The 25895-nt window shown below is 56.7% G+C and carries 23 protein-coding genes; 8 read left to right on the forward strand and 15 right to left on the reverse strand.

From position 1 onward, the window contains the following. Positions 1–111: 111 nt before the first annotated feature. Complete coding sequence (gene ligA, locus ELE36_RS08555) at positions 112–2502, forward strand: NAD-dependent DNA ligase LigA (protein WP_129832671.1); 2391 nt, start codon at positions 112–114, stop codon at positions 2500–2502. After that, complete coding sequence (gene epmA / locus ELE36_RS08560) at positions 2492–3472, forward strand: EF-P lysine aminoacylase EpmA (protein ID WP_129832672.1); 981 nt, start codon at positions 2492–2494, stop codon at positions 3470–3472. Before ligA ends, epmA begins: the two co-directional genes overlap by 11 nt. 84 nt (positions 3473–3556) lie before the next feature. On the opposite strand, the gene ELE36_RS08565 is transcribed toward epmA, so the two are convergent. The 4 genes from ELE36_RS08565 to ELE36_RS20320 form a co-directional block, all read right to left on the reverse strand. Next, positions 3557–4858: an NAD(P)/FAD-dependent oxidoreductase gene (locus ELE36_RS08565; protein ID WP_129832673.1), complete on the reverse strand. Its 1302-nt coding sequence runs from the start codon at positions 4856–4858 to the stop codon at positions 3557–3559. Between the two features lie 76 nt (positions 4859–4934). Further along, the gene (locus ELE36_RS08570) at positions 4935–5918 is read right to left on the reverse strand and encodes a YeeE/YedE thiosulfate transporter family protein (protein ID WP_129832674.1); all 984 of its coding nucleotides are present in this window, start codon (positions 5916–5918) and stop codon (positions 4935–4937) included. A 163-nt stretch (positions 5919–6081) separates the two neighbouring features. Further along, complete coding sequence (locus tag ELE36_RS08575; protein ID WP_207215894.1) at positions 6082–7224, reverse strand: patatin-like phospholipase family protein; 1143 nt, start codon at positions 7222–7224, stop codon at positions 6082–6084. Between the two features lie 254 nt (positions 7225–7478). Further along, entirely contained in the window at positions 7479–8651 is a 1173-nt protein-coding gene (locus ELE36_RS20320) for an MFS transporter (RefSeq protein ID WP_165371540.1), read from the reverse strand. Between the two features lie 189 nt (positions 8652–8840). Here ELE36_RS20320 and ELE36_RS20325 point away from each other — a divergent pair, with 189 nt between their 5' ends. Next, positions 8841–10163 carry a leucine-rich repeat domain-containing protein gene (locus ELE36_RS20325; protein WP_165371541.1) on the forward strand — a complete coding sequence of 441 codons (1323 nt, stop codon included), beginning with the start codon at positions 8841–8843 and terminating at the stop codon, positions 10161–10163. A 16-nt stretch (positions 10164–10179) separates the two neighbouring features. On the opposite strand, the gene ELE36_RS08590 is transcribed toward ELE36_RS20325, so the two are convergent. After that, positions 10180–10869, reverse strand: a complete 690-nt coding sequence (locus ELE36_RS08590) for a DUF2461 domain-containing protein (protein ID WP_129832677.1) — start codon at positions 10867–10869, stop codon at positions 10180–10182. Next, on the reverse strand, positions 10866–12311 hold the full coding sequence (sbcB, locus tag ELE36_RS08595) for an exodeoxyribonuclease I (protein WP_129832678.1): 1446 nt from the start codon (positions 12309–12311) through the stop codon (positions 10866–10868). The genes ELE36_RS08590 and sbcB overlap by 4 nt, the downstream gene beginning before the upstream one ends. A 141-nt stretch (positions 12312–12452) precedes the next feature. Between sbcB and ELE36_RS20950 the strand changes: the two genes are divergently transcribed. Continuing rightward, positions 12453–13844 (forward strand): collagen-like triple helix repeat-containing protein, encoded by a 1392-nt coding sequence (locus ELE36_RS20950; protein WP_277987068.1) that lies wholly within the window; start codon positions 12453–12455, stop codon positions 13842–13844. A 72-nt stretch (positions 13845–13916) separates the two neighbouring features. On the opposite strand, the gene ELE36_RS08605 is transcribed toward ELE36_RS20950, so the two are convergent. Beyond that, on the reverse strand, positions 13917–16439 hold the full coding sequence (locus tag ELE36_RS08605; protein ID WP_129832679.1) for a TonB-dependent receptor plug domain-containing protein: 2523 nt from the start codon (positions 16437–16439) through the stop codon (positions 13917–13919). Positions 16440–16713: 274 nt separating this feature from the next. Here ELE36_RS08605 and ELE36_RS21150 point away from each other — a divergent pair, with 274 nt between their 5' ends. Beyond that, the gene (locus ELE36_RS21150) at positions 16714–16884 is read left to right on the forward strand and encodes a hypothetical protein (RefSeq protein ID WP_425480912.1); all 171 of its coding nucleotides are present in this window, start codon (positions 16714–16716) and stop codon (positions 16882–16884) included. On the opposite strand, the gene ELE36_RS08610 is transcribed toward ELE36_RS21150, so the two are convergent. Both ELE36_RS08610 and ELE36_RS08615 read right to left on the reverse strand, forming a co-directional pair. Continuing rightward, complete coding sequence (locus tag ELE36_RS08610) at positions 16836–18215, reverse strand: choice-of-anchor Q domain-containing protein (RefSeq protein WP_129832680.1); 1380 nt, start codon at positions 18213–18215, stop codon at positions 16836–16838. The genes ELE36_RS21150 and ELE36_RS08610 overlap by 49 nt on opposite strands. 135 nt (positions 18216–18350) lie before the next feature. Further along, positions 18351–19739 (reverse strand): choice-of-anchor Q domain-containing protein, encoded by a 1389-nt coding sequence (locus tag ELE36_RS08615; protein WP_129832681.1) that lies wholly within the window; start codon positions 19737–19739, stop codon positions 18351–18353. Positions 19740–19985: 246 nt separating this feature from the next. Between ELE36_RS08615 and ELE36_RS08620 the strand changes: the two genes are divergently transcribed. Next, positions 19986–20486, forward strand: coding sequence for an RDD family protein (locus ELE36_RS08620; RefSeq protein WP_129832682.1), 501 nt, complete (start codon positions 19986–19988; stop codon positions 20484–20486). Positions 20487–20616: 130 nt separating this feature from the next. Here the strand turns inward: ELE36_RS08620 and ELE36_RS08625 are convergent, their stop codons facing one another. After that, positions 20617–21015, reverse strand: a complete 399-nt coding sequence (locus ELE36_RS08625) for a hypothetical protein (RefSeq protein WP_129832683.1) — start codon at positions 21013–21015, stop codon at positions 20617–20619. Positions 21016–21208: 193 nt separating this feature from the next. On the opposite strand from ELE36_RS08625, the gene ELE36_RS08630 reads away from it, so the two are divergent. Further along, positions 21209–21706: a hypothetical protein gene (locus tag ELE36_RS08630; protein ID WP_129832684.1), complete on the forward strand. Its 498-nt coding sequence runs from the start codon at positions 21209–21211 to the stop codon at positions 21704–21706. A gap of 159 nt (positions 21707–21865) precedes the next feature. Beyond that, the gene (locus ELE36_RS08635; RefSeq protein WP_129832685.1) at positions 21866–22654 is read left to right on the forward strand and encodes a PEP-CTERM sorting domain-containing protein; all 789 of its coding nucleotides are present in this window, start codon (positions 21866–21868) and stop codon (positions 22652–22654) included. Positions 22655–22818: 164 nt separating this feature from the next. On the opposite strand, the gene ELE36_RS08640 is transcribed toward ELE36_RS08635, so the two are convergent. The 5 genes from ELE36_RS08640 to ELE36_RS08660 form a co-directional block, all read right to left on the reverse strand. Continuing rightward, positions 22819–23247 carry a hypothetical protein gene (locus ELE36_RS08640; RefSeq protein WP_129832686.1) on the reverse strand — a complete coding sequence of 143 codons (429 nt, stop codon included), beginning with the start codon at positions 23245–23247 and terminating at the stop codon, positions 22819–22821. A gap of 96 nt (positions 23248–23343) precedes the next feature. Further along, complete coding sequence (locus ELE36_RS08645) at positions 23344–23868, reverse strand: DUF3833 family protein (RefSeq protein WP_129832687.1); 525 nt, start codon at positions 23866–23868, stop codon at positions 23344–23346. 170 nt (positions 23869–24038) lie between these two features. Further along, complete coding sequence (locus ELE36_RS08650; protein ID WP_129832688.1) at positions 24039–24428, reverse strand: VOC family protein; 390 nt, start codon at positions 24426–24428, stop codon at positions 24039–24041. A 159-nt stretch (positions 24429–24587) separates the two neighbouring features. After that, positions 24588–24986: a type II toxin-antitoxin system PemK/MazF family toxin gene (locus ELE36_RS08655; RefSeq protein WP_129832689.1), complete on the reverse strand. Its 399-nt coding sequence runs from the start codon at positions 24984–24986 to the stop codon at positions 24588–24590. 87 nt (positions 24987–25073) lie between these two features. Continuing rightward, positions 25074–25670: a hypothetical protein gene (locus ELE36_RS08660; protein ID WP_129832690.1), complete on the reverse strand. Its 597-nt coding sequence runs from the start codon at positions 25668–25670 to the stop codon at positions 25074–25076. Positions 25671–25895 lie beyond the last annotated feature (225 nt).

Below are 25895 nucleotides of genomic sequence, written 5' to 3' on the forward strand. Positions count from 1 at the left end.
AGCATCGGATACGCACCGGCGAATGGCAAGGCGCAACGCAATGTGTGCCATCGCGATTCCGCGCTGGGCTAGAATGATCGCCATTCCGCCATGTCCGCCTGCGTAAATTCCATGAGCCAAGAATCCAGCCGAATTCCCGCCGAAACCGTGCGGCGCGCCGCTGCATTGCGCGCCGAAATCGAGCAGCACAATCACAACTATCATATGCTCGACGATCCGAAAATCGCGGATATCGATTACGACCGTTTGCTGCGCGAGTTGCAGGCGCTGGAGGATGAATATCCTGCGCTGGCGGTGGCGGATTCACCGACGCAACGTGTGGGAGCGGCGCCGTCGGCGAAATTCGCCAAGGTGATCCACGAAGTGCCGATGTTGTCGCTCGGCAATGCCTTCGATAATGTCGCGGCGTCGGACGATCTGGGTCGCTACAAGGAAATCCACGACTTCGTGCGACGCATCGAAAAGGCGCTCGATGTAGTCAATCCGGTGTTTTCGGTCGAACCGAAGTTCGACGGACTCGCGATCAGTCTGCGTTACGAGGACGGCCAGTTCGTGCGCGGCGCCACGCGTGGCGATGGCGCGAGCGGCGAGGAAGTCACGCCGAATCTGCGCACGATCAAGGCCATTCCATTGCGCCTGCGCGGCAACGATTGGCCGCGTGTGCTCGAAGTGCGCGGTGAGGTGTACATGCCACGCGCCGACTTTGAAAAATACAATAAACATGCGCGTGAGCATGGCGGCAAGGTGCTGGCCAATCCGCGCAACGGCGCGGCAGGATCGCTGCGCCAGCTCGATCCGCGCATCACCGCAAAACGACCGCTCGCGTTTTATGCGTATGCCGCCGGTGTGGTTGAAGGCGGCGAATTGCCGGCCACGCATTCGGCCACCTTGAAAAAATTTCGCGAGTGGGGCATGCCGGTCAGTGCGCTGGTCGAAACCGCGATCGGCGCGCGCGGCTGCATCGATTATTACAACCGCATCGGTGCGCAGCGTGATGCCTTGCCGTTCGATATCGACGGCGTGGTCTACAAGCTTGACGACGTCGCCGCGCAACGTGAACTTGGTTTTGTCGGACGCACGCCGCGCTGGGCGATCGCGCACAAATTTCCCGCGGAGGAACAAACCACGACGGTCGAAGCCATCGATATCAATATCGGCCGCACTGGCGCGGCAACGCCTACTGCACGCCTCGCGCCGGTGCAGGTCGGTGGCGTGATCGTGACCAACGCGACCTTGCACAATGCCGATCAAATCGATCGCCTCGATGTGCGCATCGGCGACAGCGTGATCGTGCGGCGTGCCGGCGACGTGATTCCGGAAGTGGTGAAGGTGGTACTCGAAAATCGCCCGCTGAACACGCAAAAGTGGGTCATGCCGGCGCTGTGCCCGATCTGCGGCTCGGCGATCGTGCGCGAGGAGGGCGAAGTCGTCTCGCGCTGCACTGGTGGATTGATTTGCGCCGCACAACGCAACGAAGCGATCTTCCATTTCGCGAGCCGGCGTGCAATGGATATCGACGGCCTCGGCGAACGTTATATCGAAGATCTTTCCGAGTTCGGCTACGTCACATCGGTTGCCGATTTGTACAAACTCACGCTCGATGATCTGCTCGAAATGAAACGCCTCGCCGAGCAGCGCGACGGCATCACACCCGAAACGGTCAAGGCCGGCAAGATCGCGACCAAGTGGGCCGAGAATTTGATCGAGGCGATAGACCGAAGCCGACAAACCACGTTGGTGCGTTTTTTGTACTCGCTGGGTATCAGACATGTTGGCGAAGGCACCGCAAAGGTATTGGCCGTATGGTTTGGCGATCTGAAGCGTATCTGGATGCTTCCATGGCCGATATTGAAACTTATTCCCGACATCGGTTTTGAGGTTGCGTATGCGATAGACGCATTTTTTTCGCAGGACGGCAATAAGCGCGTGATCAATGAGCTGCTAAGTCGCGGCGTGGTTGTGACCGATACACACGCACCCTCCGCAAAGTTGCGTGGCAAACTGAACCTTGCCAACTATCTGGCTGAGGCAGTCATTGCCAAGTTGACGGAAAAACGCGCCACGCAGATAGCGACGGCCTTTCCAACACTTGATGGTTTGTTTGTAGCGAAAACAGAAGAGTTTGTGGCCGCGGGATTGCCTAAGGATTCAGCGGAAGAGTTGCATTTTTTCCTATCCAATTTGTCCGCTCGCGGGCTCTTGGCGAGGTGCATTGGTGCAGCTCAGGAGTTGAACTCCCTGTTGCCGAATGAGGATGATCAATTCGCCGCGCCGCTAGCCGGACAAACGGTGGTGCTGACTGGCACGTTGTCCGCGATGACGCGCGACGAAGCCAAGGAAAAACTCGAAGCGCTGGGTGCAAAAGTTGCAGGCAGCGTCTCGAAAAAAACCAGTTTTGTGGTCGCCGGTAACGAGGCCGGTTCCAAGCTCGACAAGGCAAACGAGCTTGGTGTGAAAGTGATGGACGAAACACAATGGTTGGCATTTCTCGATGCACTTTGAGTTGGCCAATGCGGAGTCGCCCCAGCTTTCAGCGTTGAAATTGCGGGCGCGTTTGTACAAAACCATTCGCGAGTTTTTCGCCACGCGCAACGTGCTTGAAGTCGAAACGCCGATGCTGTCGATGGCGGGAAATACCGATCCGAATATCGAAAGTTTCCAGACCGAATTCAGCGGGCCGCTTAGCGTCGGAGCGCGCAAGCGCTGGTTGCGCACTTCGCCGGAATTTCCACTGAAGCGGTTGCTGGCGGCGGGTATCGGTGATTGCTACGAACTCGGGCGTGTGTTCCGCAACGGCGAGGCGGGGCGGCGGCATAATCCCGAGTTTACGATGCTGGAATGGTATCGACTTGGTTTCGATCATCGTCGGCTGATGTTTGAAGTGACCGAGCTGATCGCTCACGCGCTCTCGCTGGTCGGAAAAAAAGCCGCCTTGATCGAGCGCAGTTACGCCCAAATTTTTCAACAGGAATTAGGCATCGATGCGCATCACGCATCGCTGGAGCAATTAAAACAGCCGCTGCAGGAGTTTCGGATCGATCCGCACGGACTCACGCGCGACGACTGGCTGGATTTATTGCTGACGCATTTGATCCAGCCACACCTGCCGCACGATCAGTTGTTGTTGCTGTACGACTATCCGGCTAGCCAATGTGCGCTCGCAAAAATCCGCGTCGGCGATGTGCCGGTCGCTGAGCGTTTCGAGGTTTATCTCGGCCGACACGAGCTGGCCAACGGTTATCACGAACTCACCGATGCGAACGAACAGCGCGCGCGCTTCGAGGCCGATAATACGCGGCGTATTGCGCGTGGTGACCACGTGATTCCGCTGGATGAAAACCTGCTCGCGGCGCTGGCGAGCGGCATGCCGGAATGCGCTGGTGTTGCGCTCGGCATCGAACGTTTGCTGATGTGCATGAGTGACACCGATGACATCCGTGATGTGCTTGCGTTTGGTTTCGCGCAAGCGTGAGTTCATTTTCTGCGCTGATGGCGAGGGCTCTGCTGCCGATCGTTTTTTACTCGCGATCGCACGCACGATATCGGTCGCGCCGCCTCATTCTAGCTCATCGTCCTGCTGCAGGAATTCGTGACTGCGCGTGAAGCGGAAATGCGTGATGTCAGGCCTGAAAAACATGCCCCACGACCACTCGACCCAGATGCGCAGCTTGCGTCCGAAGGTCGGCATCTGCGACAGGTAATAAGCGCGCCAGATCAGCCACGCGATGAATCCGCTGAAGTGCATGCCGTAAATCTGTGCGACACCTTTGAGGTGGCCAACCGTCGCCATCATTCCGCGCGAACGGTAGGCAAACGCATGCGTCGGGCGACCAAACGACCGTGCGATGAGATTCGCTGCAAGCCGATGTGCCTGCGCGACGGCGAACTGCGCGGTGGACGGTGCGTATTCGGTGCTGTCGCTCTTGTTCGCGTGGTTGACGATCAGCGCGCAATCGCCGATGGCCCAGGCTGCATCAACGCCGAGAATGGCAAGATCGCGCGCGCAGACGATACGCCCGCGTTCGCAACGAATGCCGGCTAGGCGCGCGGTAAGCGCGTTGGCCTGCGTACCGACGGTGCAGATCGTGGTCGCGCAATCCAGCGTGCCGCCTCGATCCAGACTCACGTGGTTCGCACTGATTTCGACCGCGCTGGTGTTGGTCATCACTTGCACGCCGCGCGCGAGTAGTGAGCGTAATGCCGCACGACCGAGGGCCGCTGGTAATTCCGGCAGCAGGTTATCCAGAGCGTGCAGCAGGGTGACCTGCAATTCATGCCCTCCCACTCGCGGATAATAATGGTTGATGCCGCGCACGCAGTCCATGATCGCGCCGGCTGTTTCAACGCCCGAGAAACCGCCGCCGATAACGACAAAATGGCCGAGGCGCTGACGCAGGCTATCGTCTGTTTCGAGTTCGATGCGGGCGAGCTGGCGCAGGATGAGATTGCGGATATGCATGGCGTCGCCGATGGTTTTCAACACCAGCGCATGCTCGGACATACCGGGGATCAGATCGATCCGCGCGCGGTTGCCGTAGGCGAGCACGATCTGATCGTAGTCCAGATGCGTGTCGCCCTTGAGCGTGGCGCAGTGCACGCGCTTGGCGGTGAAATCGATGCCGATGACGCGCGCCATGACAAAGCGCGCTTTGCCGACGGTTTCGCGCAATGGTGCAATCACGTGTTCGGGAAATACCGTGGCGCCGACGACCTCGGCTAGCATCGGATTGAAGGTTGTATAACTTTCCTCGGATAGCAATGTGACATCGAAACGGTCGGCGCGTTTTTGCAGAGCGCGCGTCAGCGCCGCGCCGCCAAAGCCGCCACCGATGATCACGATGCGCTGTTTTTTCTGCATGCTGTTTCTCGCTGGTGAGGCTGTGGGTACGATGTCGTTGCAAATTTTTTTGCGCGAGATTGAGTTTTATTCGGGACTATCTAGCGAACGATTTCTGGATTCGCATTGCGATCAGGATGGTCACGACCATCGCCGCGAATGCTGTCCATGCGTAAGGCCACAACAGCGGCATGCCGATCAGCAACAAACCATCGTTGCCGCCAGGTATCAGCCCGCCACCCAGACCCATCAAAACGCCGCCGCTGAAACAACGTAGCAAACCCAGCGGATGGAAAGCGACATGGCGGAACAGACCGGCACTCCAGCCGCCCAAAAACGCGCCGAGAAAAAGTGCCACGAGAAGTACGATACGTGCGAGCACGCTCATGCGTGAGCCGCGCGCGAGCTCCGCGAGCACGTCGGTATAAGCCCACGCGCCGACCAGCAGGAACAGACCAACGAATGCAATGCCGATAACGACGGTGGCCGCACCTGGTTCCCACACGCGTCGTGTCATCGCATGGTGCAAATGTGCGCGCAACGAACTGCGGTGATGTTCTTCGCGCTTCATCAAAGCCAATACCACGCGCCAGCCGAGGCCAAAAACCAGCAGCACAGCGATCAACGCCGACACTCGCGATTCCGGCACAACAAATGCGACGCTGTCGGCGGAATGATCAACGGCCAAGGCGTGCGCCAGCAGACAACCGGCGAAAAAACCGATGGGTGTAGCAACATAATCCCACTCGCCAGAACCTAACCGCGCGATCGAACCGAATACGCAGCCGCGATTGACGAACGCGCCCAAACCCAGCACCGCACCACCGGCAATGGTAAATGCACCACTGCGATAACCGGGCGGTAATGTCATCGACAAGCCAATGGCGTGCGCAAAAAATAAACCGACCATCACCCAGAGCGATGCCTCAAGGATGCTCAAGAAACGTTGCCAGCGACCCTCAACGACAAGTTGTTCGAGCGCGGCAACCGTGCATGTTGCGCCACGCTGCACGGCAAAACCCATGATGCCCGCGAGCAGTGCGGCAACGAAGAACGTCACAGTGAAAATCGCGATTTCCATGAAGTCTGCTCGGGCCAATGGCATCTAGTGCCGGTCGTGCATAACGGAAAAAAAAGCTGTGCAGATTGTGCGTGCACCGGTGCAGTACGATTGCGTCACATCTCGCGTCGCTTGTTGCGTAAGAAAAATCCATTGCAGGAAAATCCGCGACGATATTGTTGGGTCAATGATGCTCGTGCACCACCATGCCTTCAATCGGATCGACTGGTGCTGTCCATGGCGCCGCTTCGATGATGCGTCGCGTTTCGGCATAACCGGCTTCGCGCCGTGCCCGAATGCCGGCAGGGCTGAAGTCGATATCCTTGGTGTGATCCTCATCGGCTAACGCGGGTGCCAGCAAACGCACCACATGCATGGTTGTGCCACAGCCCCAGCCCGCAAGTTCCTTCACTTCGGGCGAATTCTGCATTTTGTCGGGCATCTTTTTGGCGAGCTCGCGAATCACATGGCGCAGACGATGAATCTGTTTCTGACGCGCGATATGGCTATCGGCGCGACTGGCGAACTGGATATCTTTCTGTCGGCCCATCACTTGCAAGATCGAGTTGGGTTCCGCGCCGTGCGGCTGCCACACATTCACGGTAAAAATCACTGAATCACGACGCGGCCTGTCATCGAGTACCGCCTCGATCGGCGTATTCGAATAAATGCCGCCGTCCCAGTAGGGATCGCCATCGATGCGCACCGCCGCAAATGCCGGAGGCAAAGCGCCCGAGGCCATGATGTGATTGAGATCCAGGCGTGTATCGCGGCTGTCGAAATAGCGCATCTCGCCGCTGCGTACGTTGACCGCGCCGACGGTCAGGCGTGGCGCGTTGGCGTTGAGGCGATCCACATCGATCAGCTCGGTCAAAGTTTTCAGCAGCGGTGCGGTTGAATAGTAGGATGCCTTTTCGACACCGTGCGCGGTGTGCGGCGAAATCCATGCGGCCGGTCGTGGTACGAAAAAAGATTCGATACCGCGCGTCACCGCGAACCAGTTCGAGAACAGGTTGCCGAATGATCCCCACGCCGCATGTTGACCGCTGTGTTCGACGCGATCCCAGAACTCGTGCAGGCGTTCCAAGCGCTTATCGGGTGCATTGCCGGCGATGATCGCGGCATTGATCGCGCCGATGGAAGTACCGATCACCCAATCCGGTTCGATACCGGCTTCGTGCATCGCCTGATACACGCCGATCTGGTAGGCGCCAAGCGCACCACCGCCTTGCAGCACGAGCACATTCTGACCCGGCAGCATTGATGGCGATGCTGCGTCGGTCTGTACTGTTGCGGTGTTCTTGAGTCTGCTATTTCGAGTGCGCATGTGGTTTCCGGCATCTGAAAAAAACATCGAGTGGCTTTGCCGCTGATGACAGTCTCAGCAGACCGGGACTGCGATGATTTCTTTCATAAGAGAATTCGCGGACGTGTCCACGGCAGAGAATTTTCTAGCGCGCTTGGTCGATTTTTTTTCATCAAACGCGCTGGGACTCAAACGCAAATGCACTGAGCTTCGAGCAAAATTACACGATGGATTTTTTGCGCTGGACTTGATTGAGCGCGAATTTTTCTCGGCTTTCAGAGCAGCGAAGACTTCGAGTTTCGCGTTGTTGGCATGCCGATCATCGCGACGATAAACGCCACCGCACTCGCTGCCGCGCCGAACAAAAATGCGAGCTGGCCACCACCGATGCGCCATGCTTGTCCTGCGAGCAGCGCGCCGAGCACGCCGCCGATGCCCGAGCTGAAACCGTAGAACACACCTTGCGCATGGCCGTTGAGCCGGCCCGGAAAATAACGTGCGAGCAAAATTATGCACGCCGCGAAAGAGGCGGCAAACGTGATTGCGTGCGTCAGTTGCGCGAGCGTCATGAGCCACAGGTTTTGCGGGAAAAATGCGGTGACGATCCAGCGCAAAGCAGCCAGCGCCAGCGAGAATTGCAACACGCGCACCGGATCAAATCGCGCGAAGATTCGTGCCGAGAAATAGAACACGGCGATCTCGGCGAGTATGCCGATATCCCAATACGTGCCGAGCGCCGATGGGTGATAACCGTTCTCTTCGAGGTACAACGAAAAAAACGTGTAATACGGTCCGAACGACACCGACATCAGCAGCGCGACCACAAAAAATACCAGTACTTCGCGCTGCTTCAGACGGGCGCCAAAATCGTGATGATCATCGTTTTCGATGTGATAGTCGGCGGCATAATTATTGAATATCGTGCTGACAAAGATCGCTGCAAACAACGGCAACATCAGCAGCGGCAACCAGGCCAGCGAAAGATGATCGAACAGCATTCCGAAGGTACTCACGACCAGCACAAAACCGATCGATCCCCAGGCGCGAATCGGTCCGTAATTTTCGCTGCGTTTGCCTAAGTGCGACAACGTCAACGACTCGAACTGCGGCATGATCGCGTTGTAGCAGAAACAGAAAACGCACATCGCGACGAACAGTCCGCCGAACTCAAGCGGCAACAGAAAAATCGCGAAACTCGCCAGTGCCGCAGCCGCACCAAACCGTAGCCAGCGAATCGGTCGTGGTGAGCGCGCGGCCAGCCAGCTCCAGGTATTCGGTGCGACGATGCGCGTGGCGTACCACAGGCTGATCAGCACACTGATCGCCGCCGCACTCTGGCCGCGTTGCTTGAGGAACAGACTCCAGAACGGCAGGAACGCGCCGAGCGCGGCGTAGTAGGTGAAATAAAAACCGGCCAGACGGCCGGCGGGGACGGAATGTTTTTGCATGTTTGCATCGTGCCATAACGGGTAGTTGATAAACACCTCGCTAGCGACACTTGCGGCGGCTGCGCGAACTGCGATTTTTTGCGCTGGAAGATGAATTGATCGTCGTGCTAAGGTGCAGACGAATGCGATCAGGGGGCCACTGCGCGCTTGCTGCAAACTAGCAGGTGCGCGAATCCGAAAGGTAAAGCCATGTATCGTCTTTTCTGCGCATTCCTCGCGCTGTTTTCTGCGTTGCTCGCAATGCCCGCCCGCGCCGCCAATATCCCCACTTCCGAGCGCAGTGTTTTGCTCGCGATTTACAACAATGGCAATGGCGCGAGCTGGATTGATCATAGCGGCTGGCAAGGCGCGGCCGGCACCGAATGCAACTGGTTTGGCGTGATTTGCGACAGCGTCGCGACACCGCATGTGATCACGATAAATCTGGAAAACAATTTGCTCAGCGGCACGCTGCCGAGCAATCTCGGCGATCTCACTCATTTGCAACAATTCAACATCGGCCAGTCGGGCGATTGTCTCAATCCGAATCGCAATCTGGTGACCGGCGCGATTCCGAGCTTCAACACGATCACTTCCCTGCAGCAGATGCAGATCGGCTGCAATCAATTCAGTGGATCGATTCCCGCGCTGAGCGGCTTGTCGAACCTGACGGTTTTCGATGCTGCGAGTAATCTGCTGAGTGGCACTATTCCGGCATTGAGCGGGCTGGCTGCGCTGAGTGTGATCAACGTTTCGAACAATGCATTGACCGGATCGATTCCTGCGCTCGGCGGACTGCAAAACCTCACTACGTTCATCGCCTCGAGCAATCAGCTCAGCGGCACGATCCCGGCGTTGGTCGATGCGTTGGATAATCTGGCCGGCCTCAGCACATTCGACGTTCATTCGAATCATCTGACCGGCGCCATTCCCGCGATCGTCACTGGTTTGCCGGACCTTTCGTTTTTCGATGTTTCCTACAACCAGTTGAGTGGATCGATTCCGTTACTGGCCGTGCCGGTATCAGGTACGGGTTTGCGCAACCTAAGTGTTTTTGTCGTCAATAATAATCAGCTCACCGGCACCATTCCGCCGCTCACCGGATTGGCCCAGCTCAGGTATTTTTATGTGTTCGTCAATCAGCTCACGGGCTCGATTCCAGCGTTGGATGGATTGAGCCAATTGACCTATCTGGACACGGCCGACAACCATCTCGGCGGCCCGATTCCGGTGCTCTCTGGTTCACCGTATCTCAACTACGTGAATTTCGAAAACAATCAGTTGAGCGGGCCGATTCCTGATCTGACCAATTTAAGCGCGATGCAATATTTCTATGTCGGTCGCAATCATTTGACCGGCACAGTTCCCGCGCCGCCGAATCCAAGTTCGTTGCTCGCGCCAGGATCGTCGTTGTGTCCGAATGATTTTCTCTCTGCAGCCTACGTCCAGAGTGCGGCGTGGGATGCGGCGACCGGCGTGATGCCGTGGTACACGTTTTGCGATTATGTGTTCGGCGACGGCTTCGATTTGTAGCGCACCGAACCGTCGATCAAAATTCCAGATCGAGCGCGGCACACAGATAATCGATCATCGGTGCCAGGCCTTTGCAGCCGGCGACGACAACATCGCGCAGCTCGGTCGAGCACGCGACTTTATCGCTGAAGGCTTCGGCGGCAATGAAGTCCTTGCGCTTGATGTCTTCGATGAGTTCGTGATCGACCGGATAACCGCGCGGCGGACGCGTCAAGGATTCGCCGCCGAGACCAAAACGTTGTGCAAAAATTTTGTTGTGCACGGCTTTTTTCCACGTGCTCGGATTCTCGACCAGAAATTCGCGAATGCGTTTCAGTGTGGCCGATTCCGGATGCCACAAACCGCCGGCGACAAAACACGCGCTCGGTTCGATGTGCAGATAGAACGACGGCGCGGCGACTTCACGATGGCGCTCGTGGAAAAAACGCGCGCCGGCGTGAGTCTTGTACGGTCGCTTGTCGCCGGCGAAACGAGTGTCGCGATAGATGCGAAACAACGAGCCACCTTGCGTGCGTGGATCGGCGCGAAAATGCGGGCTGATTTTTGCCAGTGGCTCGACCATGTCAGCAATCAGCCGCAGATACGGTTGGCGCACGGTTTCTTCGTAGCGCTGTTTGTTTTCGGCGAACCAGACACGGTCATTGTTGAGTGCCAGATCGTGCAGGAAACGCAGACTTTTTTTGTCGAAATAAGCAGTCGAACTCATGTGATCTCTCGTGATAATTCATGGCCCCATGCTTCCAGCGCATCGAGCACAGCATGTTGCGATGATGGCAAGTCGGCATTTTCGCGATGTGTCGCGATGATCGCAAAATAATCGTCCAGCGTCAGCGTTGTGCCGGGCGATTGTGTAGTCAGGCGGGTCTTACGAAACGCGTGCCAGCGCTTGCGCTCGGCCGGGTCGAGGGTGTCTGGGAAATTGCGCGCGCGGTAGCGAAACAGCAGCTCGACATAACGGGCATCACGAAACACCGGGGCATTTGTCGCGAGCAACTGCGGCGACAAATGCCGCACCTCGCGCATCATTCGTTTGTCGGCATCGTTCGGAAATCCTGCATACAGCGCAAGCTCGGGATCGGCCGCGGCATCGAATGGTGTTGCCGCCGCAAAAACCTTGCGCACTTTTTCGGCGATGCCATCGGCCTCACGCAACATTGCCAGATGGCGCTGGCAGCGTTCGAGATCGAGTTGAATGCGTGCGAGATCAACACCGTTCAGCGCCGACAACGGCGCGAGTGCGGGTGAACGATTCGCGTGCACGGTTTTCAGCGGAATACGCGCCACGTCTTCGGGCAAGTCAGCGCGCGGCGTGAATACACGATCGGCAATATCCTCGGCATCGAGTTCGATCAGATCGGTTGGATCGCTGTCGAGATCGATCACGATCACGCCGTTCGGCTGGGTCGGATGTGCACTCAGCGGTGCGATCATCGCCAGGCAACCGCGTGTCGCCGGATAACGCGATGAGGCGTGCAGCAGCGGCGTCATATGCGCATAGTCGAGCAGGCCGAATATCTTTTGTTTGCGCCGCAGTTCGAAAAAGTAATTGAACAGCCGCGGCTGGCGCACGCGGATCAGCCGCGCGAGCGCGATCGTCGCGTGCACGTCGGACAAAGCATCGTGCGCATTCGCATGCGCGAGATGATTTGCCGCGGTCAAATCGCCGAGCCGAAAACTCGGTACGCCGTCATCGCGCAGTGGCCATTGCACGCCATCCGGACGCAGCGCGTAACACAACCGCAGCAGGTCGATCAGATCCCAGCGCGAATTGCCGTGTTCCCATTCGCGCGCATACGGATCGTGGAAATTTCGATACAACAAATGTCGCGTGACTTCGTCGTCGAAGCGCAGCGAGTTGTAGCCGACGCCACACGTGCCAGGCTCGGCCAGAGCCTCGTGAATTTGCGCGGCAAATTCGGCTTCGAGCACGCCTTCGCGCGCGGCAATCTGCGGCGTGATGCCGGTCAGCAAACAGGCTTCGGGGTGCGGCAATACATCGCGTGGCGGCTGGCAATACAACTGCAACGGCTCGCCGATCAGTTCGAGATCGAGCGTGGTGCGAACGCCAGCGAATTGCGAGGGCCGATCGCGGCGCGGATCGGCGCCGAAGGTTTCGTAATCGTGCCAGAAAAACGTCCCTGTGCTCATGCCGGTTCTTTTGCTTGATGGGGCGCTGAGCTTAGCAGTTGCGTCGTGCCGATGCCGAGCCTGCCAGCGACTCCGGCGCAGGCGTTTACATCGGCAAAGTGCGCGCGTGCTTGTGCGGCAACGACTAAACGCAGATGATCCTTGGCCGGGGATACCGCGTCAAGTCGGTATCGTATTTCCCAGTACGCTGTGATCGAACTATCAGGGGATTTCTTTATGCCGCCACGCTGCCTGAGCCACTCGCTCTTCACCGTGACCATCGCCAATGCGCTGGGGCTGATTTCCGCCTCGGTCTTTGCCCAGAACGTGACCGTGACCGCGCCGACCGGCGGCGGTTTTCTGGTGCAGGATGCGGCCAGTAACGCGTGGTTCGCGATCGATACGAACGGCAATGTCGTGATCCGGCAACTGTCGATTGCCGCGCAGCAGAATACGCCAGTTTGTTTCAGCATCATCACTGGCCAACTTGGCCCATGTGCACCGGGCGCCATTGTCGGTGCTACCGGAGTGGCTGGTGCGACCGGCGCAACGGGCGCGACCGGATTTGCGGGCGCAACGGGGGCGCAGGGGAATATCGGCGCAACTGGCGTTACCGGAGGCACAGGTTCGACAGGTGCGCCGGGCATTACTGGCACAACCGGACCTACGGGATCAAACGGTTCGGCGGGTGCCACCGGAGCCACCGGCAACAATGGGCCGATGGGTCTCACGGGTGCGACGGGCGCGACAGGTTCGACCGGTTCGACCGGGCAGCAAGGTTTGACGGGTGTTACCGGAGCCGCAGGTTTTACAGGCGCTACCGGTTCGACCGGCGCGACTGGTTCAGCAGGTGCTACCGGAACAACAGGCGTAACCGGCATAACGGGAGCAACTGGTTTTACTGGGGTTGCTGGTTTTACTGGAGCCACTGGCGCGACCGGCCCAACAGGTGCTACCGGGGCAACCGGCGTAACTGGCATAACGGGAGCAGCCGGTTTTACTGGGGCCGCAGGTTTTACCGGAGCTACCGGTTCAACGGGTGCTACCGGAACAACTGGCGGAACCGGCGCGCTTTCCGGCAACGTGTTATCCGCCCACATTCTCGCTGTCCCTGCCACCACGATATTTGGCACGGGTGGCGCCACGACTCTTGCCAACTGGTCAGTTATTCCTCTCAGCGGGATCTCGAATGCAAATTTCAATGCATTCTCGGGAGGCTTCATCGTACCTGTTAGCGGGAACTATCTGATCCACGAAACGGTGCAGCTTACCCATCCCACTGCCTTCACCTTTAGCTACGGGGCGGGTGTTTTTAATACGTTCGACCTCGTGCGAAATGGCGTTGTCATCGACATCAAGACATTCCCGATGGTCAATGTAAATATTGCTTTGTTGCTGACCATGAACGTTCCGACCAATTTCGGAGAAGTCACCAGCGTGCAACTGCTTACCCTCGCGGCAGGGGACGTGATTACCAGTCGCGTGACGATCGCATCGGCCGGCGATTCGTTTCAGGCTGCTGCGGATTTATCAATCATGCAGATCAGCCCTTGACCGATCCTCGCGTATTGCAGAAACCATCATCCCGGCGCAGGCCGGGATGATGGGACAAGCGCAGCGATCCGCTTAGAACGCGAAGTCGAAACGCGTGTAGTAATACGCGCCGTTCAAACCGAACGGGCAGGTTTCATAACAGCGCGTAAAACCGTACGGCACCCAGTCGGTCAGCGCCTGCGGCACAGTCCAGCGATCCGGCTGCACGTTGAATGCGTTGTTCGCGCCGATGCTGATGCTCATCTTTGGCGTGATCGAATAACGCAGGTCGAGATCGGTCAGCCACTTGCCACGCCATGTCTGAATTTCGCCCGGCGTGTAGGATTGGCCTTGCACCGAACCGAAATAATTGAAGCGCAGGCTGGCGAACCATTTGTCGTAATTCACCGAGCTCGACAACACGTGATGCAGATGCGGTTGGCCGCGTTCGATCAAGGTCACCTGAGTCGCGTCGAAGATCACGTCTGGCGACAGAATATTCGACGAGGTATTGCGCTTGGTCACACGCGTCGTGCCGTAGTTGCTGGCCACGCCGAAATCGAGCTTGGCGCTGTTGTCGAGAGTGAACGTGTAATCAGCGACCAGATCGATACCCTTGGTCGAGGTATTCACCGCGTTGGTAAAAAATGCGGCCTGACCCACCGAAGGATACGGCGCCAGCGCGGTGCGGATCGGACAACCTGCCGCCGTGGCACAGGCGGACGGATCTTCCGGCGTGACCAGGCCGGAAAACACGATGCGGTTCTTGATGTCGATGCGGTAATAATCCAGCGTGACAGAAAGATTTTCGAGCGGCTTCATCACCACGCCGAAACTGGCATTTTTCGATTCTTCCTGCTTCAACGGTGCGATGCCGAGCGCTTGCGTCACTGCACTTTGCTGGCGTGGAATCAGCGTGTCGACCAGCACACCTTCGGTGTTGAACGTAGTCGATATCTGGCTGTAGTTTTCCTGCTGCACACCGGGTGCGCGAAAGCCGGTCGAGAGGGTGCTGCGGATCGCGAACGTATCGGTGAAATCATAACGACCCGTCAGTTTTCCGGTAGTGGTATTGCCGAAGTCGGAATATTTTTCGTAACGCGCCGCGCCGCCGATCAGCAGTTTGTCGGCAATGGTTTGTTCCGCATCCAGATACACGGCTTCGTTATGTCGGCCCGCATCCACCGCCGTTTCCGGTGAGAAGCCCGGATATCCCTGACTGCCCGGAGGTGCCAAGCTGCCATCGCTGGCGAGGATCGGAATGTTCGGATTATTGGTGCGGCCATATTGATACGAACCCGGCTCGCCGGCGATGATGCGGAATTCGTCGCGGCGATATTCAAAGCCCGTGGCCAGATAAAGCGGGCTGCTGAACAGACCCCAATTCCACGGTCCGTGGAAATCCAGATTGAAGGTGCGTTCCTTGTTTTCCAGCGAGCCGGCGTAGAAATAATTCGGCGATTCAGCGTAGATACCGCCGCCGGGTTTTGGCTCGTACCAATAACTCACGTTGATGGTATTGCCTTCGTGGTAATTAAAGGCGGAGCGGCCGTAGATCAGGCTCGTGTCGTATTCCCATTCGTTGCCGAACTTGCCGCGATAACCCACAGCGGCGGTCCGGTCGCGGATGGTGGTGAGGTTCTGCGGCGTGAAACCGTCCGGATAAACTGCCGCCACGGCGCGAGGATCGCCAGCGGCGCGGAAAAATCCGTGACCTTCGCCTTCGCGCTGTGATGCACCGCCGAACCAGTACAACTCGCCCGGGCCGATTGGCAGGCCGCCGTTCAACCACAGGTAGGCTTCTTTTACTGCGGGATCGCCGAGGAACAGCGTCTTGCGCGGCGGATTGGTATCGGCGTAATCCGGGCCGGCGCGGTTGGTTGCCTCGCGGTCGTGCCACTCCAAGGTGACATTGGTGTAGCCGCCATCGCCGAATGCAAAACCGGTATTGAGGCCGGCGCCGAGCACGCCGCCATCACCCTTTGACGTCTTGCCGCCTTCGAAGAAAACCTGGGTTTCCTTGGTCTGTTTTTTCAGCACGATATTGATCACGCCGGCAATCGCATCCGAACCGTATTGCGCGGCGGCGCCATCACGCAGCACTTCGATGCGCTCGATCGCAGATACCGGGATCACATTCAGATCGGTGCCAGCTGAGCCGAGGCCGACGGCGACATCGGTATTCACGAGCGCCTGCTGATGCTGGCGTTTGCCATTGATCAGCACGAGCACCTGATCGGGGCCTAGTCCGCGCAATGTGGCGGGGCGGATTGCATCCTGACCGTCGCTCAAAAACGTCGTGGAAAAATTTGCCGAGGGTTCGAGCGTTTGCAGAATTCGCCCGATCTCGAACGAGCCGACTGACTGGATGACATCGGCACGAATCACATCGACCGGCGCGGGTGTGTCTGCTTCGGTGTGGCCTTTGGCGCGTGAACCGAGCACAGTGACGCTTTCGAGTTCGGTACTGCCGGTAGTCGATTTTGCCTGCTCGTCGGCGGCTTCGAGCGCCCAGGCATTGCAGGTCAACAGAATCGCGCTGGCGATCAGGCAACGACGCAAACGAATGGTGGAATGTACGGCGGAAACACGGGCAACACGGTTTGACTTGGACATAAAACACTCCCTTGCTGGACGGTAAGCAAAATCCGCAGACGTGGCGTGCATGCTGATCAGGAGCGTGGGCTGGAAGAAAAATCCGCACCCTTGGCGACTGACCGCATTCCCCAATGCAACGCCTTCGTAACGTAAGTTTCACAATCATATTACGTTACGAAAATTTACAAAACTCATCCATGTCGCCTTTCGCCAAAAAGTCGCGCTGGCGATTCATGCTGGTTGCTCCGCGGCAGCACCGTTGGCCGACGGCTGAAAGATCAACAGTGTCACTATCGATCAATACGCATTCGCCATCGATCAAAGCGGCGTGGCAAGGCCGCAGGGTGGAGCCTGCGGCCTCGGTGCCATGGAACGCATCAGCGCTCTGATTTTTGCCAATGTTTTGAGTTGGCGTTATGGACAGCCCTCAAACTCGGTAGTAAATATTGTGTCGTTTTGCTGAACTTCGAATGCACCGATGTCCGCGGTGCCATTGGACATTCGGACGAACGGCGAACCGCGTTGATCGAAACTTAGCGACGCGCTGCGTTGGTCGATCGCAGGACTGTGGCTCATCAACGCGTGGGTCCACGTCGGGCCGCCATTATTTTTCAGAGCACCAAGCAAGGGACATCCATTGATCGTGCCTGACGGAATGGGTCCGACCGAGTTGTAGATCAAATTGTTCGCGCCGCTGACGTTGACCACCTTGGCCGGTGTATTGCCGTTGACCGCACGGAAATCGGAAGGCGCAGCGTTCGATGTATTGTTGGATATGATCGTGGCAGTCAATCCAAGATCGATCAAATTGTTGTGCGCATATGCGGTAAAGCCTGCACTGAGCTGTTTGCCCGAAAATGTGGCACCGCCATCGGTATTGAACGCGATCGTCGTGTGTTCCAGGTAGATACCACCGTTTAGCCCCAGCAGTCCGCCTACACTGTTTTCGGCTGTGTTGCCCGAGATTGTGCTGTTGGTGAAGTAGTTGGCGGTATTGCCGGGAATCAAAACGCCGCCGCCGGCACTATTGGCAACGTTTTTTGCGATCGTCGATCCGGTTATGGTCGAGCCGCCACTGAGGAGAAGACCGCCAGCATAACCGCGCGTAGCCCCGGGCACCGTTGCCTGTGAGACGTTGTAGCTCACGGTGCTGTCGGTGGCGTTGAAAAATCCTACAGAGTAAGCACCGCCGCCATAACTTCGCCCCGGATTCGCATACGCGGTATTGAACGAAAGTTGACTGTTATTGAGATTCAAACCTTTCTTTGAAAATACCCCGCCGCCTTGGGCGTGGTCGTTAACCGTGCCGGCGACAACAGCAACGCGGCAGCTGGTAACACGGGAGCTGTTCAGCGTCAGGGTGCCGGCGGAATAAATACATCCGCCATTGACGGCGCCATTGCTGCCGGACGCATAACCGTGGGTTACGTTGAGATTATTGAGGATCAAATTGCCGGCGCCGTTGTGCACTAGGATACGATCGCTCGGGGCGGTGTAGAAATGATCGATCGTCACCTTGCTGGAAGGAGCGGTGACGGTAAGATCACTCTGCAGAATGTGGATCGCACCGGTTGTCAGCGAAATCGAACTGCACGCCAGACCAATCATGCTCACGGTATCGCCAGTCACGGCGCTGGCAATTGCCGAACGCAAACTGCCCGCGCCGCTGTCAGCGCAATTACTCACGGGCACAATATTGGCTATCGCAGGTGGCGCGGCTAGGGCGAACAACGCCGCGATACAAATCGCCAGCGGCTTGCGCTGCGATACCGGTAATGTATTTTCGTTTCTCATCAAGTTCTCCTGTCGGGTGCGCACGGTGTAGGGACGGCACCATAAGGCAGGACGCACGCTCATACTTGAGCGCAACTTGAGCGGATCGTTAGTATTGCTCAAGTCTATGAAGCTGAGATGTTTTGTAGAGATTCGTCAGGGGCAGTTTTCAAATGTCGTATTAAATATCACGTCGTTCTTCTGCACCTCATAAGCGCCGATATCTGCGACGCTGTTGGACTGTCGCACGAACGGCGAACCGCGCTGATCGAAGCTTTGCGACGCGCTGCCCTGGTCGATTGCCGGACTGCGACTCAGCAACGCGTGCGTTCGGGTCGGGCCGCCATTGTTTTTCAGTGGACCGAGCAACGGGCAGGCACTGATGGTGTCGTTAGGCACGTTGCCGACGTGGCTGTAAATCAAATTTTTGGCACCGGTCACGGTGACTATCTCGAGCGGGGTGCTGCCATCGATGGCAGCAAAGTCGGTGGGCATGGGCGGGGATGTGCTGTTCCTCGTATTGTTCGAGATCAAGGCGCTTTGCAGGTGCACGGAAACCTGCTCGCTCAATGCCAAGGCAGTGACACCGGCCGAAAGCTGTTTGCCGGCGAGCTGGCCACCATTGTCGATGTTGAAGGCCACAGTGGTTTGATTGAGATACAAACTCCCATCGACTGCGAGTATTCCGCCAGCGCCGCCACCCGCCGAATTATTCGAGATGGTGCTGTTGCTGATCGTATTGATAGCATTGTTGAGGAACAGGATGCCGCCCGCGTTGGCGTTGGCGTAGTTGTTGGAAATGGTCGAGCCAGAAATTGTCGAACCTTGGCGCAAGAACAGACCACCGCCATAACCGCGCGGCCCGACCACGTCGCTACCTTGGGCAATGTTGTAGGTGACAATGCTGCTATCCGCCTCGAACGTGCCATCCGAAAACGCGCCACCGCCGTAACTGAAGCCCGGATTGGCATAGGCGGTATTGAAAGACACCTGGCTATTGCTCAACTTGATGTCCTTCTTCGCGAAAATGCCGCCCCCCTTGGTTTTGTTGCTTGATGAGCCAGTCGCACCGACGCGACAACTTGTGACGCGTGAATTGGTCAGGGCCACGGTGCCTGCGGAGTAAATGCAGCCACCGAGAATGGTGCCGTTCGTCGTGGAGGCGTAACCATGTCTGATGTCCAGATTGTTGAGGGTCAATGTGCCCGCACCGTTGTGCACAAGGATGCGATCGCTCGGGCTCGCGTAAAAGTGATCGATCACAATATTGTTGGTCGGCCCGGTCACAGTCAGGTCGCTCTGCAGAATATGGATTGCACCAGTCGTCAGCGAAATCGAACTGCATACCAGCCCCGTCATGTTGATCGTGTCGCCGCTGATCGCGCTGGCGATCGCCGAGCGCAAACTGCCAGCACCGTTATCGGCGCAATTGCTGACGTTGATCGTATTCGCGATTGCCGGTGTCGCCGACAATGCAAACAACGCTGCGATGCATATCGCCAGTGGTTTGCGTCGTGCGCTGGTCAAGGTGGCTGCGATGCTCATAAAACGCTCCTGTCGAATCTGTGTGGTGGGTCAGGCCGCACCATAAGACAGGTAGTGTGTTGATACTTGAGCGTAACTTGAGCGTTTCGTTAGCACGCTGCCAACGCGACGCGTTCGGTGGCGATTTCTCTGTTGCGGGTTGAAATTTCGGCAACCTCAATCGTGCCGGAGATTGTTATGATTCGGCAAAACGCATCTCCGCTGAGATGGTTTTTTTGCATCCGACATTCGAGGTTAACCAAGACCATGGAAGTAAATCCCTACCAGGCGCCCAGTGCAAAACTGACCGATGATTCGGTAGTGGATGTCGAGCTGGCCGATCGGTTGCAGCGGTTGGGAGCCGCGCTGCTCGATGGTCTGATCGGTTTGGTATACGCCTTGCCAATCATGTTTTTGCTGGGAACGTACGACTACCTTCGCCAAGGACATCAAGCACCATGGCATTTGACCGCTGGCACCGTAGTGCTCGGCTTTATTGGATTTATCCTGCTCAACGGCTACTACCTGAAAAAAGACGGTCAAACGATCGGAAAGCGGATTGTCGGTATCCGCATCGTGGATATGGACAACCAGATTCTCACGCTAGGGAAAATTCTCGTGCTCCGCTATCTGCCCATTCGGATCGCGGCAATGATCCCGTTTGCCGGAGGCCTGTGCGCCCTTGTCGACATGCTATTTATTTTTCGCCAGAACCGACGTTGCCTGCATGACTTGATCGCCGGCACCAAGGTCGTAAAGGTCAAATAATCACGGACTTCTGTTCGCCACCACACACCCATCAACGAGCCGTTATTCACCCGGACGTCGAAGATGGCTGATTTATGGCGTGGCAGCGCCGGCGTTGGGTCGACCTGGATGTCCATCCACTATTGTCGAGCTACTTGTGCGGCCGCAGGCGAAACCACGGCATCAGTGCGAACACTATCAACATGCCCAGGTAAACCGTGCCGGAAACTTTATCCCGGCTGGCTACATACTCCGCAAGGGTCTGGTTTTGCAGCGTGACAGCAAGGCCAAGCTCAGCGCACACCATCAGAGTCAGCGCCAGCCATCCGACGATCAGCGCGTTTGCGGGTTTGTTGATTTCAGGGAAGCGTCGCAGTATGTAAGCGGCGGAGAAGAATATCGCGGCCGCCATGATCGGCATTTCCGTCAGCTCGGCCCAGCGCTCGCCGATGCGCGGAACCAGCAAAGGCAAGCGCAGCATACCGAGCGCGAAGCCGGCAGCCATTACCAAAGCAAAATAAACGACTGCGGCGCTAATGTTCTTATGCATCGGTTGTCATGGCTGCGCTGTGCTGGGTATCGCGGCAAGCAATCTGTGGATCGTGCCACGTCCACGACGTCACGCCAACCGATGCAAGCGCGTTGTCCGACAACGCGGAAACGGATAACAACAAACCGCAACGCATAACCCCTACAATGCGATTAGCGATATTCCCGAGCATCCCCTCGTCAAGGAGTTTTACATGGCAGTTTCGATTCGCGTTTGTTCCATTTTCTGCGCAAATTTATTGGCGTTGATCGCGCCTGCTGCATTCGCCGCCAATCTCGTTCCCGATCCGGATTTCAACGCTGGTAACGTGAGCAGTTGGCCTTCGGCGGGAAGCAGCACCTCCATCAGCTTTGATGCCACGCAGAATATTCTCGGCACAGTTGGATCGGGCTCGGCGCTCTTGACCAACGGCAACGCCAATTACAACGCCAACTCCACCCTGTGTTTGCCCGGCAGCTACGCCGCGGGCGTGTGGCTACGGCGGCTGGTTGCGCGTGGGCGCTGGCCAATTCAACGGTTTGGCAAGTGCCGCGATTGGACTGGTGTTCTACACCACCAACGATTGCAGCAGTGGAAATATTGTCGGTGGTACAACCGCTTCACCGGCAAGCGCAGGCACATGGACGCTGCTGGTAAACACCTTGACCTTGCCTTCCACAGCAAACAGCGTCGCGATCTATTTGAACAATAGAACCAACGCCACCCCGCCGCTGAGCATCAACTACGACGGCATCCGGTTTGGCCCGCAAGGAACTACGCCGGTCACGCTGCAATCGTTTGATGTGAGGTAGCCGATATATTGCCAATCGCGCTGAATCAAAATGTCCATCGGCCTACGTGGAGACATTCCATGAAACGCGTTTCGATCTTGTTTGGATTGTGGATGACGCTGTGTAGTTCCGCGCAAGCAGTACCGTTTGTTTTTAGCACGGGAAATCCAAATGGTCAGTTCGCTGCTGGATCGAGAGCACCATCGGCGGGGTTTCTCGCGATCGATGCGGCCGACGATTTCCTGCTCCCGTTGCAGACGACGTTGCATGGCGCCACCTTCACCGGCTTGCTGCCCAGTTCGGCATCGGCAGCAAGCATCAGCGAGGTGATTGTCGAAATCTATCGGGTATTTCCACTCGACTCGACCAATCCACCGGCCGGGCATGTGCCGACGCGGGTCAACTCGCCTGCGGATGTCGATTTTGTATCGCGCGACAGCGCCAACAGCTCGCTCAATTTCACATTCAGCGTCGTTAGTACCAGTTTCGTCGCTGGCAATTCGGTGCTCAATGGCATCAATCCGTTCCCCAATCAGACTACCGGAGGAGAAGGTCCGCTCTCAGCTGAGGCGGGGACATTCAACGTCATATTTGCAACGCCGATCGTGTTGGCATCGGGCCATTATTTTTTCGTGCCAAAAGTCAGGCTCAGCAGCGGTAATTTTTATTGGCTCTCGGCAGCGAAACCGATCGTTGCACCGGGTACGCCGTTCGTCGGCGATCAGCAGGCATGGATCCGCAACGCCAATCTTGCTCCGGACTGGCTGCGCATCGGCACTGATATCGTCGGCGGTACACCGCAATACAATCTTGCGTTCTCGATCAGTGGCGACGACGACCGAATTTTCGGCGACGGATTTGGTACGTAATTTCCAATCGCGGTGGACTGCTTCCGCCGGTTATTCTTCCTTGCACGCATGGTCGCCGCGCGTTCCGCCTGAATCTCGACGCCATCTTTATTGACGGCTTCGAAACACCGTAAAACTTTTGATCAACAAAAGTCCGCGCTGAACTCTCGACGCGGGCGTTTTCATCAACTCGATGTCGCCGCAGGTTTTTTCACTGCGGCCTTGATGAACTCGACCCGCCGGAAACGCAGCGCTGACCAATCGTCATCGATGGCAACCGCGCGCACCGTATCGAATCCCCTGCTGCGCATGATGTTCCAGCCAGTGTCGCGGTTGAAATCGCACGTGTACTTTTTGGACGCTCCCTTCGGATAAGCGAACCACAGCACAGCATCGCCTCGGGCTTTTTCAACCAGCGTTTTGGAAAGGCTGTCGACCTCCGTCTGCTTTGTGGCGAACAGCAACGCAAACCGCACAGCTTTTGCTTTTTTGAGATCACGTAACAGAGTGACACCTTTTAGCGTCGCCAGCTCGGCCTCGAAAGACGCAGGCGCGTTGATGACCACGATCTCGTTATGTTGCTTCAGGTTTAGTTTTTCAAAGACTGAACTCATATGGATTTCTCGTTCTCGAAACCAACGTTGAGTGAAAATGCCGTCCTATGCCCAACTTCTGAATCAAGCCGGTCCGCCAAGCGACTTTTGCGTGAATTATTTCTTCGTTGTGATGCCGGGTTCTCTGCGCGTGATTGTCTCGTGCAGGCGGCCAACAGCAATGCCAAACAAGGTGATGACGCCAACGTTGTCGATGGTTTTCCCATCCGTCTTTAACTGCAACTCCTGATGCATGACAAACGGACCTTTGACCCGGTATTGCAACGACAGGTCAGCACCAGATGTGGAGCCAGTAACGGGGCCGGCAGCGTCACTCAGCGTCGCAGAATAATGATCGGGGCTGACCGTGGTAAGAATCCATATGCGATGCTCGGGCGGCTTTCCTTCAAAGGTGACCGTTTGCTCAAGGCGAAATGTTCCATCGCTCTGCTCGCTGCCGTGGCTTTCAACATGAAACGGACGGGGCTTGCCAAAGAAAAATTTCAGCGATCCATTTCCTTCACTCTCACCGCCGAAACCATTTTTCGGAGTGAATGCAAGCGGCTGCTCGGCGGCGAATGAAGAACATCCGATGATCGACGCGACCAGGGCAAATGTCAGAAGCACAGTAACTTTTATCATCACATCTAGCGAGGTTGTAGAAAAATTTCGACGACAAAATATTTGGCAATTTCCGTCGATCCGTCCATCCTACTGCCGTGCCGATTTTCGATTGTAAAGCGTCGCTTCTTGCCCGCTTTGTCGATCAACCAAGGCAACAGGGTTTTCTACACCCTCAACGTTTGAATGAGTTAGACCGCGGGTAGCGCGCTGACCATCACGTAGTAGCCGTCCGGATCGCGCAGTGCGAATTCTTTCGCGCCGGTATTGGGATTCAAGCTTGGCTCCTCCTCAAGCGCTGCGACAAGGCCGCGTGCTCGGTACAACGTCTGATCGAAATCATTTACGCGAAAGAACAGGAGCAGACCGTTTCCAGGCTCTGCAGTATCCCGACTGGCCAGGGACGGATGCTCGTGAGCGCCCCATTGATGCAAGCAGACGAGGACGTCCCCATCCGAGTTGATGATCTGCCCAAAATAGTCATGCTCAGGTTTCGTCGCGAGCAACCCGAGCAGCGATTGGTACCACTCAAAACTGCGAGCAACGTCCGTGACCCCAATGATTGTCCACAAGCACGTCATAACCTTTCTCCGCCGTCTAGCGAGGCTGTAGAAAAACTGGCCCGATCTTGCTCGCAAGAATCGAGATGATCAAGGAAGTCGGCGATGGCGCAGTCCATCACGTTGCCGAGGCGCTGGGCCTGTCGAAGTTCGATTGTGCTCTGATGCAGGAAAGGCAATTCAAGACCGGTCGAAAAAGGAGGCATGTTGAAAGCGCATGCCGGCGAGTATTTGTTCCACACGTGCGTGGGAAAGCGTGCCGATGTGCTGACCAAGGCGGCTCTTGTACAACGAGGATACTTGCGAAACGACGACAACACTTTGTTTGTCGAGATCGCCTTCGCCGGGTTCCAGCAGAACATTGCCAAGCTCGTTGACTCTCTTCAGGTTTGAGCTAAGCGCGCAGACGATGACCGTGCTGATGCGTGAATGATTGAAAACATCGTCTTGAACGATGACATGCGGGTGGGGCGATCCCGGTACCGATCCTTTCGATTCGTCGGGACCAATCCAGAATACGTCACCTCGATTTATGATGCCCGCGTAGATATCGCGATGTGGTTCTGTTTCTCTGTCCATTTACTTATTACTCAACGCGCCGTGCGAGGGGCAGAAATTTGGAGAAGTGCCTAACGAAGGAACTTTCAGAAGTCTCTTACGGAGTAGTTAGTTTGCACATTGCTTCGCGGCCGTAACAAACCGCTGAATTAGCTCTTGCGGCTGCGCGTAGTCATGCCGCTCGGCCAAGAAAACTGCTTTGGAGTCTATGTGAATTTGGGCGCCCTCGGCATAGATGAAAACGATCGCTTGTGTGCTAGGTAAAGTGCCGCTGAGGTATATCTCAGATTTGCCGAGCCGTTCTAGCGCGACTTGGCCAATGGAGATACAAAGCTGTTGGGCGGCCTGGTGCTGAAACGATGTGAGCTTATCGGCACCACGCACCATCAGTGGCGACCATGCAGCGTCGTTGGCCTGACGCGATTGGCGATTTTGTTCCAACCAGCGAACAAGTCTGCTGAACATTTCTGTACAACCTAGAGTTTGAATTAACGCGCCGCGCGAGGCGGCGGGATTTGCGACACCAGGTAGCGGTCGTGTTGAATAGTCAGGTGCCACAGCGATTGATTGTGATTTGGAAGCGCGCAACGCCACCACCAAATCATGGTTACGGTTTCTGCCGCCCCAAGACGAAGACCCCAAACGCAAATGCGCCTGCCCCAAGAGCAGCAAGACCAGCTCTGGCCCAGTGGGATGAAACGTCATCTCGGATTGCCATCGTCAACGCGAACATGAGAACGCCGAGCACCGGCCCGGCCAAAAGAAGCCAACGCGAGCGAGGTTTTTTGATTTGAGCTTGCGGGTTCACGTGATTTGGCACCTAGTTGTTATTCGATTTCAATCGGCCATCTAGTGTAGAAGTGCAAAACACGGCTTCGATGGAACCCACAGGAAAGTGTCAATCTATTCATAATTTAACCCATTTTCCTG

Source organism: Pseudolysobacter antarcticus (assembly GCF_004168365.1).
In the GTDB taxonomy this organism is placed as follows: domain Bacteria; phylum Pseudomonadota; class Gammaproteobacteria; order Xanthomonadales; family Rhodanobacteraceae; genus Pseudolysobacter; species Pseudolysobacter antarcticus.

Excerpts from the sequence above, each read along its gene's own strand:
- ligA (WP_129832671.1), top strand. The coding sequence starts at position 112 with ATGAGCCAAGAATCCAGCCGAATTCCCGCCGAAACCGTGCGGCGCGCC.
- epmA (WP_129832672.1), top strand. The coding sequence starts at position 2,492 with ATGCACTTTGAGTTGGCCAATGCGGAGTCGCCCCAGCTTTCAGCGTTG.
- ELE36_RS08565 (WP_129832673.1), bottom strand. The coding sequence starts at position 4,858 with ATGCAGAAAAAACAGCGCATCGTGATCATCGGTGGCGGCTTTGGCGGC.
- ELE36_RS08570 (WP_129832674.1), bottom strand. The coding sequence starts at position 5,918 with ATGGAAATCGCGATTTTCACTGTGACGTTCTTCGTTGCCGCACTGCTC.
- ELE36_RS08575 (WP_207215894.1), bottom strand. The coding sequence starts at position 7,224 with ATGCGCACTCGAAATAGCAGACTCAAGAACACCGCAACAGTACAGACC.
- ELE36_RS20320 (WP_165371540.1), bottom strand. The coding sequence starts at position 8,651 with ATGCAAAAACATTCCGTCCCCGCCGGCCGTCTGGCCGGTTTTTATTTC.
- ELE36_RS20325 (WP_165371541.1), top strand. The coding sequence starts at position 8,841 with ATGTATCGTCTTTTCTGCGCATTCCTCGCGCTGTTTTCTGCGTTGCTC.
- ELE36_RS08590 (WP_129832677.1), bottom strand. The coding sequence starts at position 10,869 with ATGAGTTCGACTGCTTATTTCGACAAAAAAAGTCTGCGTTTCCTGCAC.
- sbcB (WP_129832678.1), bottom strand. The coding sequence starts at position 12,311 with ATGAGCACAGGGACGTTTTTCTGGCACGATTACGAAACCTTCGGCGCC.
- ELE36_RS08605 (WP_129832679.1), bottom strand. The coding sequence starts at position 16,439 with ATGTCCAAGTCAAACCGTGTTGCCCGTGTTTCCGCCGTACATTCCACC.
- ELE36_RS08610 (WP_129832680.1), bottom strand. The coding sequence starts at position 18,215 with ATGAGAAACGAAAATACATTACCGGTATCGCAGCGCAAGCCGCTGGCG.
- ELE36_RS08615 (WP_129832681.1), bottom strand. The coding sequence starts at position 19,739 with ATGAGCATCGCAGCCACCTTGACCAGCGCACGACGCAAACCACTGGCG.
- ELE36_RS08620 (WP_129832682.1), top strand. The coding sequence starts at position 19,986 with ATGGAAGTAAATCCCTACCAGGCGCCCAGTGCAAAACTGACCGATGAT.
- ELE36_RS08625 (WP_129832683.1), bottom strand. The coding sequence starts at position 21,015 with ATGCATAAGAACATTAGCGCCGCAGTCGTTTATTTTGCTTTGGTAATG.
- ELE36_RS08630 (WP_129832684.1), top strand. The coding sequence starts at position 21,209 with ATGGCAGTTTCGATTCGCGTTTGTTCCATTTTCTGCGCAAATTTATTG.
- ELE36_RS08635 (WP_129832685.1), top strand. The coding sequence starts at position 21,866 with ATGAAACGCGTTTCGATCTTGTTTGGATTGTGGATGACGCTGTGTAGT.
- ELE36_RS08640 (WP_129832686.1), bottom strand. The coding sequence starts at position 23,247 with ATGAGTTCAGTCTTTGAAAAACTAAACCTGAAGCAACATAACGAGATC.
- ELE36_RS08645 (WP_129832687.1), bottom strand. The coding sequence starts at position 23,868 with ATGATAAAAGTTACTGTGCTTCTGACATTTGCCCTGGTCGCGTCGATC.
- ELE36_RS08650 (WP_129832688.1), bottom strand. The coding sequence starts at position 24,428 with ATGACGTGCTTGTGGACAATCATTGGGGTCACGGACGTTGCTCGCAGT.
- ELE36_RS08655 (WP_129832689.1), bottom strand. The coding sequence starts at position 24,986 with ATGGACAGAGAAACAGAACCACATCGCGATATCTACGCGGGCATCATA.
- ELE36_RS08660 (WP_129832690.1), bottom strand. The coding sequence starts at position 25,670 with ATGACGTTTCATCCCACTGGGCCAGAGCTGGTCTTGCTGCTCTTGGGG.